This is a genomic window from Cupriavidus sp. D39 (assembly GCF_026627925.1).
In the GTDB taxonomy this organism is placed as follows: domain Bacteria; phylum Pseudomonadota; class Gammaproteobacteria; order Burkholderiales; family Burkholderiaceae; genus Cupriavidus; species Cupriavidus ulmosensis.
Genome location: NZ_JAPNLE010000004.1, coordinates 1 through 13,353 on the forward strand (window position 1 = coordinate 1; position 13,353 = coordinate 13,353).

The 13,353-nt window shown below is 63.7% G+C and carries 17 protein-coding genes and 2 pseudogenes; 10 read left to right on the forward strand and 9 right to left on the reverse strand.

Annotated features, from left to right (window positions below):
- The first annotated feature begins 205 nt into the window (after positions 1-205).
- Complete coding sequence (locus OMK73_RS03420; RefSeq protein WP_267600757.1) at positions 206-421, forward strand: hypothetical protein; 216 nt, start codon at positions 206-208, stop codon at positions 419-421.
- 103 nt (positions 422-524) lie between these two features.
- Here OMK73_RS03420 and OMK73_RS03425 read toward each other — a convergent pair whose 3' ends face one another.
- Entirely contained in the window at positions 525-842 is a 318-nt protein-coding gene (locus OMK73_RS03425; protein WP_267600758.1) for a hypothetical protein, read from the reverse strand.
- Here OMK73_RS03425 and OMK73_RS03430 point away from each other — a divergent pair.
- Positions 819-1,400: a hypothetical protein gene (locus tag OMK73_RS03430; RefSeq protein WP_267600759.1), complete on the forward strand. Its 582-nt coding sequence runs from the start codon at positions 819-821 to the stop codon at positions 1,398-1,400. The genes OMK73_RS03425 and OMK73_RS03430 overlap by 24 nt on opposite strands.
- A gap of 154 nt (positions 1,401-1,554) precedes the next feature.
- Positions 1,555-2,241: a hypothetical protein gene (locus tag OMK73_RS03435; RefSeq protein ID WP_267600761.1), complete on the forward strand. Its 687-nt coding sequence runs from the start codon at positions 1,555-1,557 to the stop codon at positions 2,239-2,241.
- A gap of 49 nt (positions 2,242-2,290) precedes the next feature.
- Here the strand turns inward: OMK73_RS03435 and tnpC are convergent.
- From tnpC to tnpA, 3 genes and pseudogenes are all read right to left on the reverse strand, one after another.
- Positions 2,291-3,843: pseudogene (tnpC, locus tag OMK73_RS03440) on the reverse strand (IS66 family transposase).
- A 29-nt stretch (positions 3,844-3,872) separates the two neighbouring features.
- A complete protein-coding gene (gene tnpB, locus OMK73_RS03445; protein ID WP_267600764.1) occupies positions 3,873-4,220 on the reverse strand; it encodes an IS66 family insertion sequence element accessory protein TnpB in 348 nt (115 codons plus the stop codon).
- Positions 4,217-4,627 carry an IS66-like element accessory protein TnpA gene (gene tnpA / locus OMK73_RS03450; RefSeq protein WP_267600767.1) on the reverse strand — a complete coding sequence of 137 codons (411 nt, stop codon included), beginning with the start codon at positions 4,625-4,627 and terminating at the stop codon, positions 4,217-4,219. The genes tnpB and tnpA overlap by 4 nt, the downstream gene beginning before the upstream one ends.
- Before the next feature lie 553 nt (positions 4,628-5,180).
- On the opposite strand from tnpA, the gene OMK73_RS03455 reads away from it, so the two are divergent.
- The 4 genes from OMK73_RS03455 (at position 5,181) to OMK73_RS03470 (ending at position 7,717) form a co-directional block, all read left to right on the forward strand.
- Positions 5,181-5,570, forward strand: a complete 390-nt coding sequence (locus tag OMK73_RS03455) for a hypothetical protein (RefSeq protein WP_267600768.1) — start codon at positions 5,181-5,183, stop codon at positions 5,568-5,570.
- Positions 5,571-5,771: 201 nt separating this feature from the next.
- Positions 5,772-6,617, forward strand: a complete 846-nt coding sequence (locus tag OMK73_RS03460) for an endonuclease NucS domain-containing protein (protein WP_267600769.1) — start codon at positions 5,772-5,774, stop codon at positions 6,615-6,617.
- Complete coding sequence (locus OMK73_RS03465; protein WP_267600770.1) at positions 6,614-7,300, forward strand: hypothetical protein; 687 nt, start codon at positions 6,614-6,616, stop codon at positions 7,298-7,300. The genes OMK73_RS03460 and OMK73_RS03465 overlap by 4 nt, the downstream gene beginning before the upstream one ends.
- Positions 7,301-7,492: 192 nt before the next feature.
- Complete coding sequence (locus OMK73_RS03470) at positions 7,493-7,717, forward strand: hypothetical protein (RefSeq protein WP_267600771.1); 225 nt, start codon at positions 7,493-7,495, stop codon at positions 7,715-7,717.
- Between the two features lie 3 nt (positions 7,718-7,720).
- Here OMK73_RS03470 and OMK73_RS03475 read toward each other — a convergent pair whose 3' ends face one another.
- The 3 genes from OMK73_RS03475 to OMK73_RS03485 form a co-directional block, all read right to left on the reverse strand.
- On the reverse strand, positions 7,721-8,119 hold the full coding sequence (locus tag OMK73_RS03475) for a hypothetical protein (protein ID WP_267600772.1): 399 nt from the start codon (positions 8,117-8,119) through the stop codon (positions 7,721-7,723).
- A 118-nt stretch (positions 8,120-8,237) separates the two neighbouring features.
- On the reverse strand, positions 8,238-9,011 hold the full coding sequence (locus tag OMK73_RS03480) for an abortive infection family protein (RefSeq protein WP_267600773.1): 774 nt from the start codon (positions 9,009-9,011) through the stop codon (positions 8,238-8,240).
- A gap of 24 nt (positions 9,012-9,035) precedes the next feature.
- The gene (locus OMK73_RS03485; RefSeq protein WP_267600774.1) at positions 9,036-10,073 is read right to left on the reverse strand and encodes a hypothetical protein; all 1,038 of its coding nucleotides are present in this window, start codon (positions 10,071-10,073) and stop codon (positions 9,036-9,038) included.
- Between the two features lie 588 nt (positions 10,074-10,661).
- Here OMK73_RS03485 and OMK73_RS03490 point away from each other — a divergent pair.
- Together OMK73_RS03490 and OMK73_RS03495 are read left to right on the forward strand one after the other, a co-directional pair.
- Positions 10,662-11,060 carry a hypothetical protein gene (locus OMK73_RS03490; protein ID WP_267600775.1) on the forward strand — a complete coding sequence of 133 codons (399 nt, stop codon included), beginning with the start codon at positions 10,662-10,664 and terminating at the stop codon, positions 11,058-11,060.
- Entirely contained in the window at positions 10,985-11,737 is a 753-nt protein-coding gene (locus tag OMK73_RS03495; protein WP_267600776.1) for a hypothetical protein, read from the forward strand. Before OMK73_RS03490 ends, OMK73_RS03495 begins: the two co-directional genes overlap by 76 nt.
- Before the next feature lies 1 nt (position 11,738).
- Here OMK73_RS03495 and OMK73_RS03500 read toward each other — a convergent pair whose 3' ends face one another.
- The gene (locus tag OMK73_RS03500; protein WP_267600777.1) at positions 11,739-11,942 is read right to left on the reverse strand and encodes a hypothetical protein; all 204 of its coding nucleotides are present in this window, start codon (positions 11,940-11,942) and stop codon (positions 11,739-11,741) included.
- Between the two features lie 303 nt (positions 11,943-12,245).
- Between OMK73_RS03500 and OMK73_RS03505 the strand changes: the two genes are divergently transcribed.
- The gene (locus OMK73_RS03505) at positions 12,246-12,932 is read left to right on the forward strand and encodes a hypothetical protein (RefSeq protein ID WP_267600778.1); all 687 of its coding nucleotides are present in this window, start codon (positions 12,246-12,248) and stop codon (positions 12,930-12,932) included.
- A gap of 324 nt (positions 12,933-13,256) precedes the next feature.
- Here the strand turns inward: OMK73_RS03505 and OMK73_RS03510 are convergent.
- Positions 13,257-13,353: pseudogene (locus tag OMK73_RS03510) on the reverse strand (DNA-binding protein); the annotation flags it as partial.

Genomic DNA, 13,353 nt, shown 5'->3' on the forward strand with positions numbered 1-13,353 from the left:
CTTCGCCTGCGCGCTTGGTCGTTGAGTGCCACGCGAAACAGCCCGCTGCACCCAGCCTGCTCTAGGCTCGATCTCGTTCAACCGCTTGGCGCTCCTTCGGGGGCGCCATTTTTTGCCCAATTTCCATATGAAACGCGACCCATCTCCTACCTTTCAGGACCCTCAGCCACGCTGCCGACCGATGTCCGCAGCGGTGTCCCTAGCCATGCTGGATGCCGCGGCACTGGTGGCCGATCTGGACGCCGCCCTGCAGCCGCTGATGGCCGCGGTCGGCGTCACAGATGGCGACGTTGCGGGACGGTTCTTCGCCGGCGAACCCGGTGAGCAATGGCCCGCCGCATGCTCCGCCAAGAGGATCGGGTGGCTCGTGCAATGGCTGCTGGCGGAAGACCGCGACGCAGCCCGGCTAGCTACCCGCTGAGCGACTTCCAACTCCCTGTGCCTAGCTGGCACCTTCAATCTCTTTCTCTCGTTTCCCGCAGGGTGTCCAGCGCCGCCCTCAGGCAGCTGGCCACCTCCCAACCTTATGAGGCCAGCATGACCCAAACCATCGACTTGTTTCCCCAAGGGCCTTCGAGCCCGTCGAAAAGAAGATCGAGCGCGCCGTTGCTGTGGTCGTCGGGCTGTTCCGCGCAGGCCATCCGTTGTTTCTCGCGTTTAGCGGGGGCAAGGACAGTAGCGTTGTAGCGGCGATCGTCCTTCACGCCGCGCTGCAGTATCGCGCCGCCGGCGGCCGCCCGGTGGTCATCGCCACGACCGGCGACACCCTCGTGGAGTCCCCGGAAGTCACACAACACTTCGCGCAGGAACTGCACCGCATGCGGGCGTTCGGCATAGCGCATGGCTTTTCCGTTACCACGGGCAATGCGCGGCCAGGATTGTGCGCTACCTTCCAGGTGAAAGTGCTGTCCGGCCGCGCGTTACCGAGCTTCCCTGGTGCCCACGGCGACTGCAGCACGGACCTCAAGATCTTGCCACAGCGGGCGTTGCGGCGAAGGCTGTTCCGTGATGTGGCGGACCGCGGCATGGCAGAGCCTGTGACGTGCCTTGGCACTCGCTACGATGAAGGCGATCGGCGAGCCGCGAAGATGAAGGCGCGCGGCGAGTCGGATCAGGTGCCTGTGCGCAACCGTGATGGCGAGTTGGTCCTCAGCCCGATCGCCCATTTCGGGGTGGACGATGTGTGGGAGGCCATTGCCCTATACGGCAGCGGCCAACTTCCTGGCTACTCGGACTTCGAGGAAACCAAGCGGCTGTACGCCCATTCTGTCGGAACCTCGTGCGCCGTTGTGGCCGACGCCATCCTTGCCGGGTCTGGTGGCCGCCGACAGGCAAATGCGGCGCTCGCCTGGGGTGCCATGTTTGCCAGATGGCGGAGGACAAGAGCCTCGCCAACATGATTGCCTACGACGAGCGCTACGCCTACGCTTCAGGCCTGCACCGGCTCAACCAATTTATCCGGAACACCCGGTTCGATTGGTCACGCCGGCACTGGATTGGGCGGACAATCCGTGAGGGTTACATCAAGATCCAGCCCGATACTACAGTCCATCCATGTTGCGCGAGTTGTTCCGCTATATGCTGCAGATCGACTTCGACGAACAGGCCCGTGCCGCCAGAGCAGGTGAGCGGCCGCGGTTCGAGTTGCTGCCCCCGGAGATGATCGTCGCGATCGACGCCATGCAGTCGCTCAACGGCGTCGCGAAGCCGTTCGCCTGCTGGGCTGACCGGCGTGACGTCTTCGAGCGGGGCATACGTTTCGATATACCGGAGGTGGCGCCTGTCGCCATCACGCCGATGCCGGCCCCGCGCTTCCTGTTCGTTGGGAATAGCTGGGACGAACTGGCGCCAAGCGCTGATTGGACCGGCATGCGGGATCCGTTCCTCGAAGCGATGACTGCGGATTCGCCCTGTGCACCGGAGCTGGCCACTACGGCGGCGGGCCGGGTCATTTGGAAGATGCCCACCGAGCAGCAATTCTCGGTAGACATCGAGTCCGCATCGCTCCTGGAGGATTTTGAGCTAGCGGGGTTGCTGGCAATGCATGACCGCGGCGTTGAGCCTGGCCAGGTGACGACGGGATACCGCTGGTACTTGCAGTATGGGGTTCTGACCCTCTCCCACGCGCAACGCGCCGAGCACGATGTGGTTTGTCGCCGCACCGCGTTCAAGGACCGGTTGGGGCTGACGCTTGAGTATGACCTTGGCCGTTTGAGGTCGCTCGCCGTTGACTATGCGTAAGCGAGTCGGCAGGGCCGTGGTGACTGCGCGCTAGGAATAGCGTATGAGGTCAGGCGGCGTATTGGAGTTGGTCAGCGACCTTCCAGGGCATGAGTTCGTCGATCCGATTGACCGGATGGTCGGCAATGTGGGTCAGGACGTGACGCAGATAGGCTTCGGGATCGATGCCGTTGAGTTTGCAAGACCCGATGAGCGAGTACATGGCAGCGGCACGCTCACCGCCACTGTCGGCACCGGCGAATAAAAAATTCTTCCGGCCTAACGCGACACCGCGCAGCGCATTCTCGGCGATGTTGTTGTCAATTTCTGCCAGGCCATCATCACAGTAGTAGACCAAGGCCTGCCACTGGTTGAGCATGTAGTTGATGGCTTTGGTGGTTTCTGATTGGGTCGAGAGTGTCAACAACCGCTCTCGTAACCACACCTCGAGGCCGTCCAGCAGGGGGCGAGATCTTTGCTGCCGCACCTGTTGGCGCACTTCGGGTAGCTTGCCCCGGATTTCCGCTTCGATGGCATAGAGTTCGCCGATTCGTCGCAACGCCTCCGTGGTGGTCGGCGTCGCCTTGCGAGCATGCAAGTCGTGTATTTTTCGTCGCGCATGAGCCATGCAAGCGGCTTCGCGTACGCTGCCATCCGTAAAGATGGCGTTGAAGCCCGCATACGCGTCGGCCTGCAGGATGCCGCGGAAGCTAGCCAGATGAGCTTGGGGGTGCAGGCCCTGGCGATTTGGCGTGTAGGCGAACCAGACCGCAGGCGCAGCGTCCGATCCCGACGCGCGATCGTCTCGTACGTAGGCCCATAGCCGTCCCGTCTTGGTCTGGCCTTTACCTGGCGCGAGCACCGGCAGCGGTGTGTCGTCCGCGTGCACCTTGCCGGGCATCATCACGTATCGGCGCAAGGCCTCCACCAGCGGCCGCACCAGAGCACCGCAAGCCCCAACCCCACGGGCCATCGTCGTGCGGTCCAGCTCCACTCCCTGCCGGGCGTAAATCGCGGCTTGGCGGTACAGCGGTTGGTGATCAGCATATTTGCTGACCAGAATGTGGGCGAGTAGCCCCGCCGTGGCGATACCACGCTCGATCGGCCGACTCGGCGACGCGGCCTGGACGATGCAATCGCAACAGGCGCAGGCCTGCTTGCGTCGGACCTGCCGGATCACCCGGAACGCGCTGTTGATGATGTCGAGCTGCTCCGAGATGTCCTCGCCCAGCGGCTTAAGCTCGCCGCCACACTCCGGGCAGGCCCTATCCTCGGGTTCGAGAATGCGAACTTCGCGCTCCAGATGCTCCGGAAACGGCTTGCGTACCGCTTTCTTCCGGGTGGGAGGGTTGCATCCGGGGCGGCTTCGGTTTCGGCCGCACCTTCTTCTGCCAGCAGATCTTCCAGTCGGGTCTCGAGCTGTTCGATCTGTCGGTCCAGCTTCTCGGACTTCTGGCCGAACTGCATCCGCCTTAGCTTGGAGAGCTGCAGATTGAGCTGCTCGATCTCCATGGAGCGGACCGCCAAGGCCCGTTCCATGAGTGCGATCGATTCCCGCTGTGCCAACACCAAGGCCTTCAGGGCCTCAATGTCGTCGGGGAGATCGCTGGGATCGATTGGCATGCGCGCAGTTTACGCACATGCCGCAAGGTTTACAACACCGACAGTGGAGGCCAGGTGCGTTCGGGCTGCTTCCAGTTAATCCCCTCCAGTAGCATCGACAACTGCGCTTGCGTCAGGTGGATCTTGCCGCTGTCGGCCTGTGGCCAGACGAAGCGTCCGCGCTCCAGGCGCTTCGAGAGCAAGCACAGCCCATCGCCCGTCGACCACAGGACTTTGATGACATTGCCTCGCCTGCCGCGGAAGACGAAGACATGGCCGGAGAATGGGCTCTCCTGCAGAGTCGCCTCAACCTTCGCGGCCAGCCCATTGAATCCGGAGCGCATATCGGTCACGCCTGCAGCGATCCAGATGCGTGTTCCCGCCGGCAACCCGATCATGGCGTCAACCGATCCAGTACGGTGCGCAACGTGGTCGCGTCGACCGCGCCTTCGATGCGAATCACCGCCCGGCCCAAACGGATCTCGATGGCGCCGTTCGGCGTCGCCGGCTCGCAAGCCGCTGCCGCCGAACTCACTGGCCTCGGAGCCGGGCGCGGGTCTGGTTGTTCAACGGTCACCGGCAACAACACCGCAGCTTCCTGCCGCTGTTGCGCTCGATAGCTTCGGCGCCACGTGAACAGCATGTTCGCGTTGATACCGTGCTCGCGCGCCAACTTCGATACCGAGATGCCCGGCTCACATGCAGCGGCTGCCAACCGCCGCTTGAATTCCTCGCTATGATTCGGCCGACCTTTGCGACTGCCAGCGACTGGCACTTCCTGTGACTGTGACAAAGTAGTTCCCATCAAATAGTAATGGGAACTACTTTGGAGCCACTCTACTTTGCAGTACAGACGGTGCAGGCGACTCGCTTACGACTATGCGGACCTACCCAAGGATGCTCAATTGGCATGGAGTCATGCTGCCGCCTATCAGGAGGATCTGCTGTTCGCCGCCTGAGGCGCATCGAGCCTTACGAAGAGCGGCCCGACATCGTGAGATGTCGAGGCGCTTTGTCGTTTGTCGGGGCCATGTGATGAGCGCTCATCATCGGCATGGAATGGGCGCTCTCGGTGAGCTTTGGGTCATCAACCCCCGTGGTTCATCCGACAGAATGCCCTTCAACGTCTACAGCGATGCCGCCTACGGCAGGAACGGCAACCGCGGCCCGTTCGGCTCTTGTCGACCCTTCTGAGACGTTCGTTGCGTCCTCCAGAAAACGGCGGCTCTCGAGGAGTAACGGCCACTGGCATGACCGACGGCCAGGAAGTTCCTTCCCCTCGGCGCACGTCTGGAAGACATCGCGCAATGCATTCAGACCGATGAGCGGCTCACAGTACCACTTCCATCAAGCGATGCTTGACCTCAATATTTTCCTTCGTTTTGCGGTGTGCGTGCCGCGCGCGCAACGAAAGGAACGCCGACGGCCGCAAGCAAGGGATTTACACCTTCGACCCGGACGACCGGCTGCTCCTCGTGCCGTGCATGGCCGACGGCCCCGCTGGACGTGACGGCCGGGGAATTGGGTGGACGCTTCCTCTGGGCGTCCGGGCGAAGAACTCGGTGGACCACGAGCGGGTGAAAGCCCTGCTTGAATCGCCGGACAGGTGGAGCTTCTTGCGCCGCCGCGGGAAACAATGGAGCGGCGGCCACCGCTCCTTCGCGCTGAACCTGCTCCGTCAGGTGCCAGAGATGTCGCGTGCGATCGCGCCCGCTGCGCCTCGGGTGGTGGACGAGGTGCTGGCGTAACCCGATGTTGCAAGGCGAAGGGGTGCGGTGGCACGGGGCGAAAACCTCGCCGGAGGCGATGGCCCTCCCGCTACCGCGCCCCTTCGCCTCGGCGGGAGAGCAACTACTTTCTGCTGGTGCCCGGTCGTTGCGCCGTGGTATCAATCGTGTCCTCTACCCGTCGCAACGCACGGGCGACGTTACCAACGCGAGGGACCGAACATGAGCACCACCCCGACCCGGCCGCCGATCTGGCAACTGATCCGTGATGCCGTGGCCCCCTTGGGCCGCGAGACCAGCAACGCGGAAATCAAGCAGCTCCTGCTGCGCGAGTACCCCGATCTGAACGAAGCGTCGATCGCCTGCCAGATCGCCATCTGCACCGTGAACCGGTTCGGGCGCGTCGGCTACCCGGAGAACAAGAAGCCCCGCCTGGCCAACGGCCGGTACGATTTCCTGTTCGCCACCGGCCGGGGCAAGGTCACGTGGTACGACCCGGCGAAGCACGGGTTGTGGGCGATCGAGGAGACGCCCGAAGGCCTGGCCGTGCGTCGGTTCGAGGACACCTCCGAGGACGGGGATGCTGCTTCCGACATCGACGCCGTGGAACCCGTCGACGACGGTTTCGGGGGTGGCGCGTTCGCCCTAGAAAGCCACCTGCGCGACTACCTCGCGCGCAACCCACCGACCCTGCCGGGTCACGGTGCACCGCTCACCCTCTTCGTCGGTGACGACGGGCGGGATGGCGTCGAGTACCAGACCGACTGCGGACCGGCGGATTTGGTTTTTCATGACGAAGCGAAGAACTTTGTGGTGTTCGAGCTGAAGCTGGGACGGGGCCCGGACGCTGCGCTCGGTCAGGTCCAGCGCTACATGGGCTGGATCGACACGCACCTGGCTAAGGGCAAGACCGTGTCCGGGGTGATCGTGGCCAACTCGATTTCCGACAAGCTGAAATACGCCGCGAAGGTAGCGCCGAACGTCCAGCTCATGGAGTACCGGCTCACCGTCGACCTGGCGCCGGTCGCGTTGCAGGTGCCGTCGATGCCGGCCGGGGACCGACCATGATGGCTTGGCTCAGCCGAACATGGCCGGTTGTCGATGCTGCCGTATTTCCGCTGACCGACGTCAAGGTCGCGTCGGTGGCCGCAGTCATCTCGGTGTTTGCGATCACGTGGCCGCTGCGCTACCAGAAGAGCGCCGCCCTGCTAGATCAAGCCGTGCGTGCATTGGAACGCGCCTACAACGCATTGACGGTCGACGGGTCCCAGATTGCCCCTGTGCCAGCAGACCGTCTTGGATGGCTGACCGCCGCGCGCAACATCGAGACGTACAAGGCGCTGAAAAAGAAGATTCGCGTGGGCGTACACCGGAGGATCGTGGAGGACCACGAGGAGGACTGGCGCCATCGGTTTTACGTGGCGCTCCAAGGGCATCAGTTTCACCAGCCGTCCTCCTACCAGGAAGTCGCCGCGCCGCGCGAGCAGCGGACCAGCGGTATTGAGCCACACTCCGCTGTCATCGTTCACGCCTTCGCCACTTGGCCCAGGCGTTGCCGCGACACGCTGGAATACGCCGACTTCGATGACATCTTTGGCGAAACGGACCCGCGCACCGCTAACAATGGACTCCGGTTGTACCTCAACCGACCACGTAGCCTCGCCCGTTTTCGTGACCTCCCGAGTCCTTATCCGACGCTGACCTGGTGGCGACGAACCCTCAGATTTCTTCGCCTACGCAAACGGCTATGAGGACCATTGACACCCACAGGTGGGCGACCAACTTCGCCGACGTTCAGATCGGCATCCACCGCCATTGGACCCGCGCGTTCCTGAAGGACGTGGCCAAGCCTACGCTTGCGGCGCTGGACGCGGACATCGAACACTGGGCCACCACCCGGGAACCCGGAGCTGTGGCCCAACTGGTCGTCCGCGCAGTTGGCGTTGCCCACCGACGATCCGCCGATGGGTCCTCCTCCGCCTCCGTCCTTCGAGCAGGCGGTGTTGCCGCGCGAGCTGCTCGACCGGTTCGTCGAGGCGATCGTGGGGTTCTGGGAGGACGTCGACTACGTGCGTCTCAACAGCATCGAACGGCCGGACGACAACATCTGGGCCGAAATGAACCGGCTGCGTGGCCGACGCATGTCGCGCACGTCACACGCCGGCTGAACGTCAGCGCTCCCACATGGGCTTGGACACGGTGTTGGTGATCAGCCCGTGCAACGCAACGACCGCTTCGTGGATTTTGGCGGTGACCTCCTTGATTTCGGTCACGCGCACGATCTCGACGTTGGTCTTGAAGGTGCCGCGGGCGGACATGTACGCGATGTGCACCTGCCCGTCCTCATCCAGCGACAGCGCGTTGTGCGCGTATTTGTTGCGCCCCGTCTGGGCCGCCCGGATCTTTTTGACGACGCTCTCGTGATCCTTCAGGTGCGGGTACTCTTCCACGAGCTGCCCGCACAGGGCGCTTACGATGTCCACGCGCTGCTGGAAGTTGCTGTGCACCACCATCGTCAACGCGCGGGGGTCAGTCGGCGAGTCGTAGCCTGCCAGCTTCGCGATCGCCAAGGCGGTCGTCGATTCCAGGGACCCCACACGCTGACCATACGGCCCAGTTCCAGCAGGTAGTCGTCGGGTACAGGCCAGTTGGGGTTGAACTCGCCGCGCTTGGCGCTCTTCTGTGTGGTCATGGTTGTCCTGCCTGGATCTTCGCTTCGATGGTTTTCAGGAAACGCACGAGGCCGCCGATGTGGCTGACGATCAGCACGGCCTCGTCGTGGTTCAGCATGGGGTTGTCGTGCGCCAGGCTCTGCTCGTTGCGCACCGTGTTCATCGCTTCAAGGTTCGAGATGCTGGTCTTGAGGATGCGTTCGGTCATCTCGCTTTCCAGATGGCCCGCCGCCCGCAGGTGCTTGATGTACTCGCCCATCAGGCTGTGCAAAGGCTTCTCGCGCGAGACCGTGATGCCCCGTTGTTCGCAAAGCGTGCGAAGGAACTTCATCAGAAAGACGTGCACCCGATCCAGGGCGGTCGCCGGTTCGTTGGCGTCGATCGCTGCCCGGATGTGCTTGGCCGCGGCCGTGAAGTCCAACGCGTTGACGCTCGCGGTGAAGGCGTCGACCTCGGGGACCGGGCTGCTCAGTTTCAGCCGCGCGATGATCGCTTCGACGTCGGACCGCTGTTGCGGGTCGTCCGGCAGGCACTTGAACTCCTCACCCCACTCGATCAGGGCATCGAGCGCCTTGGCCACCGTGTGGTCGGATTCCAGCTCCCAGAACGCGCGCATCCGGTTGGCTTTGGACGTGCCTCGAAACAGGTACTTCGGTTCGTCGATGTTGAGCCCGACGTGCTCCTGGAAGAACTCGTTTAACGTTCGATCGACGAAGTTGAGCACGTAGCCGCCGCCCATGTTGAGGAACGGTTCAAGGCGGCGTCGATCGCGCGAGGTCAGGCTGGACACAAGGTTCTCCTTGTCGATGGCGCGTCACGCGTGATCGTCTTGCAATCGCATGTACGTGTAGGCGTCGACCCCTCGGCCCATCGCCGCCGGCTGGAAGTTGCCGCCGCCACGGTGTTCGTCAGGGCCGCCGTTGAACGGGAACCAGGTTACGCTCGATGTCACCTGACCGATGAAGCCCTTCACCCATGGACGGTCGAGGTAGTCCCGGTACTCGATGTAGCCGTACACCCACATCGGCTCCCCGCTGTTGATGGCGCGGACGCGCGCTTCGTCCAGACCGATCGACGGCCCAAACGTTTGAATGATCGGCTGAGAGTCCTGTCCCGGAAGCACCGTGCCGCCAAAACTATCGGCCAGGGTCTTACTGGCTGTGGAATAGTCGGGCACCGGCGGCAGCTCGCCGATCGCGACGGCGATCGCCGTGCCGGTCACCTCCGCGGGCGAGCGGCCGATGTTGCGCAGAACGACTCGCACACCGCCTGACCACCTCGGCTCAATCTGCACGATCGGGTTGAGCTTCATGCTCATCTCGGTCACAAGCCACCGCGGCTGCTCGGAGGCGGTCATGGCCCGCACGCTTTCGACCGCCGCTTCCGCGCTCGCCAGGGCCGATTTCGCGGACGTCTCCGCCGTCTTTCCGGCGCTTTTCGCTTCAGCCAAAAGACCGCGCGTCGACCACCATAAGAAGAACGTGAACACGGCCAAGATTGCGGTGCCGATCGCCACTGCTCGATCGCTCAAACTGCCCCACTTCGATTCGTCGGGCTTGCTCGCCGCCGCGCTCGACGCCTCGTGCGGGGTCGCCGGCTGGGAGGTCGCTGCTGGCTCGGATGCTTGAACGACTGCCGGGGCCGGTGTCGGTGCCAGCACGGTGCTGGCTGGCGTCGCCGGGGCGATGACGGCGGTGCTCGCGGGCTTTGCACCGGATGCCGGCACGGCGTACAGCCCTTCGGCAAACGCCGTCGAATGGGCTGGTTTCAGGTTCGCGCTGTCGCTGGCCGGGGCGCCCATGGCGGACGCGGAGGCTGCGATCGCGAAAGCAACGACGAAGCGTTTCAGCATGGCATGCGGTGGTGTTGGGGAACCGGTGATCGTAACTGAAAGAAGGCCCCCGGGCGCGAAAATCGAGCGCCGGTTGATCAGCGCTATACACCACCGAATGGGAGGGGCTCCCCACGGCGCGGTGAGCAGGCGCTTTATCGCCAGGCTAAACTCGTCGGCTGTCGGTCGCCCGGTGCCCGCCATGACCCGTCCCGTTTGGGCGGATAGAGGTAGAGGTCAACCCTTTACAAAGCCGTGTCTCGACTGTACGACGGCCTGACGGACCGCACCACGTTCGTAGGGCGCGATGCCACGATGATCGGGGTGGCGAACATCTTCGTCGGCACCGAACCGAACAGGACGTCGAGGATGCGAAGCTGCTCAACCTCAGACGGAAGCGTTTTGTCGCGGCCTATGACGGCTTCATCGACCTGTGCCTAACGACCCTGTATTCCTGATATAGTTGCGGCAGGCTGTCGTCGCCTGCCGCACGCGCCCTTCGGGGCATGACGAAGACGATGTTTGAAGGCACCTACCCCATTCCATAGTCGTTGTTTTCGATGGGCGGCCCGCAAAGCGTGCACCGGATTTGCCGCCCTGGAGAAAGCAATGGACACTCAGCAGTTGAAGCTGCTGGCCGGGCTCGTCCGCGGCCTTTTGCAGCCCTCGCATCCTTCCCTCGGTCACGGCCAGTCGCTCGATCTCATCGCGGCGCTCCCCGGGCTTCGTAACTGGCCCGAAGTGTTGGCGTTCCCGGATCGGGTCGCCGCCACCGAGCTGGACACCACCTCGACCAGCCGCCTAGCGTTCCGCCTGAAGAAGCGCTTTGCGGTGGACATGTCGCCGCAGGAACTCCTTGAAGCGCTCTCGCCCCCGGCGCTGTCGTCACCCGGAGCGCACCCCACATTTGGCCGACGGGTCCCGTTCCCGGCGTGTACGTCACGACGTCGCAGGACGCGATCGACGCTCTGCTGGAAGCGTACGAGGACGTCACCGACGGCGCTCTGATCTACGCCGAACGCGCCGGAAACCGGTGGGCCGGCAGCATCGACCTGGGCGACTACGGCCTTTGGTCCGCCGGGCTGGATCGGGTTCCGAGCGGCACGCTGCTCGTGGTCGGTCCGCTGCAACTTGACCAGCAGTCGTGGAACGACGCGGCCGACCGGTTGGAAACGGCCTGCCTGCACGCCCTGACCTCCGGCCATCGCGTCGCGGTTCTGCTCGACACGCCCACCCCGGACACGCTCCACGAGGACGTCCGGCTGATGGTGGCGTCACGCCCCAACCATACCGACGAGGAGACGGCGTTGATCGGTGTGGTGACCGACGATGGCGAGCTGGAAGGTCGCACCCCGTTCGCCCGTCCGTGGCCCACGATCGAGCTGATGCCGACCACGGCCACCACCGACGCGCTCCCCACTGCCCTCCTCAACCCGCTGCGCGACGCCCTGGCGGAACGCACGAACGGCCTCCTGCTGTTCGGGGCGGCGGACATCAAGGATCACGCGGGCGTCGAGCTGGTGGCGGCGTCGCTGGCCCTGACCGAACACTGCGGGCCCGCGGCCCGGATCATGCCTCGTCACCGTTCCACCCCTCGAAGGATTGGGACGTACCGGAGCCGATCCGCCAACTGCCCTTCCTCCCGTCGCTTGAGAGCGCCTACGCGCAGGGCTACCGCAGGATGATTTACCACCCGGGGTACACCCGCGCCGAACGGCTGATCGAGTACAGCGACGACGTGCTGCTGATCAGCGGCACGTACGGCGTGGACGTCACCGACGTGTTCATGGGGACCGCGCGCAACGGTGGGATGCAAGACGAGGAAAACCTGCTGGCACGGGTCATCGCCATCGCATCCATGGTGACGATCGCGACGAACGATGGGGACACCTCGATTCCCAACCTGTTCCTGGCGAGCGGTCACGACGTCGGCGCACTGAAGAAGCTGAAGGAGGTCGACGAGTTCCTGACCGCCCACCGCCTGCTGCGCTGGGAAGACGGACTCACCCGTCTTCTCGACACCGGCGCGGTCACCGCCGAAGCAGTCCAGGAGGCTTTCCCCGTTGGCATGCGATCGAGGCGTTCCTCGACGAGTACGCGAAGAAGAATGGCATGGCGGCGTAACAGCAGCCGGGGGCCGGCGTCGCCGTGGCACCGGTCCTCCTACTCCACAACAAAACGGTCGGGGGTGTCATGGACGTGGGTTGGTTTTTCGAGCAGCGCGTGGCGTTCATCCGCAAGCTCTACGCAGGTGCTTCCGCACCGTTCGTCGAAACGCAGCGCAAGATCGAGGCGGACGAACCGCCGTTCGACGATCCACCCTTTTTCGACGACGGGGAGCCCCCATTTCTGGCGGAGTTCCTCGAAGCACGTGATTCCGTCGACGTCCTGGGTCATGCGTGCCTGTGCATGCTCAGCTCGGCGTTGCATGCCTACCTCCACACGTGCGACGTGCTCTACGGGACGGGCCGGGACCTGGATGACGAGGTTCGCAAAAAGCTCTTCCGGAAGGGCTGGGTGCGCGGCTACAACACCATCTTCACCAAGGTCCGTGGTGTCCGGTTCTCCGACGGCCCCGTGCCGGTCCCGTTTCTCGAGGAGATCGTGCTCACGCGCAACGCCATCCAGCACCAGCTCTCCGTGACGTCGAACCGGCCGAACCACCCGGAGCACAGAGGTGGCCCGGCCCGGCCGTTCTTCGCCAGCGAGGACGAGCTGCGGACCCTTTCTCACCTCGACATGGACCCTAAAAGCTGGCTCATGCCGCCGACGGTGCACGTCAGCGCGGACAAGCTGAACGCCGCGCTCAATGCCGCAACGTCCTTCGCCACGTGGTTCGACAAAGCGTTGATGGCGAAGGTCTACCCCGCTTCTGTCTGAACGCCCTCATTCGCATGTTGCACGAGAAAATAACCGTTTCGAAATAGTTGAGCGGCCATACCAGCGTTTGCCCGCGCGTAACCATATAGGTAACCGCGCGACGCTCGCCTTGCGGAATCCAACAACGGATTGCAGAGCGAAGCAGACGTCTGAATGTCCGATCGAGGACGCGAACGCATGACGCCTCATGGCCGAACTGAGCCGTCGGTCCGATCTCGACACTATGCATTCGCCTCTACGCTTCAATCCCGATAGTTGGGCTGCAACCATAAGATAAGGGAGCCACGCGGGCTCCCTTGCTTTCAGGCCGGTACGGTTGCTTCGTTACAGCGCGGCATCCTTGAGTTTCTTCAGCGGGCGGACCTTGACCTTGACGGTCGCGGGCTTTGCTGCGAACCACTGATCTTCGCCGGTGAACGGA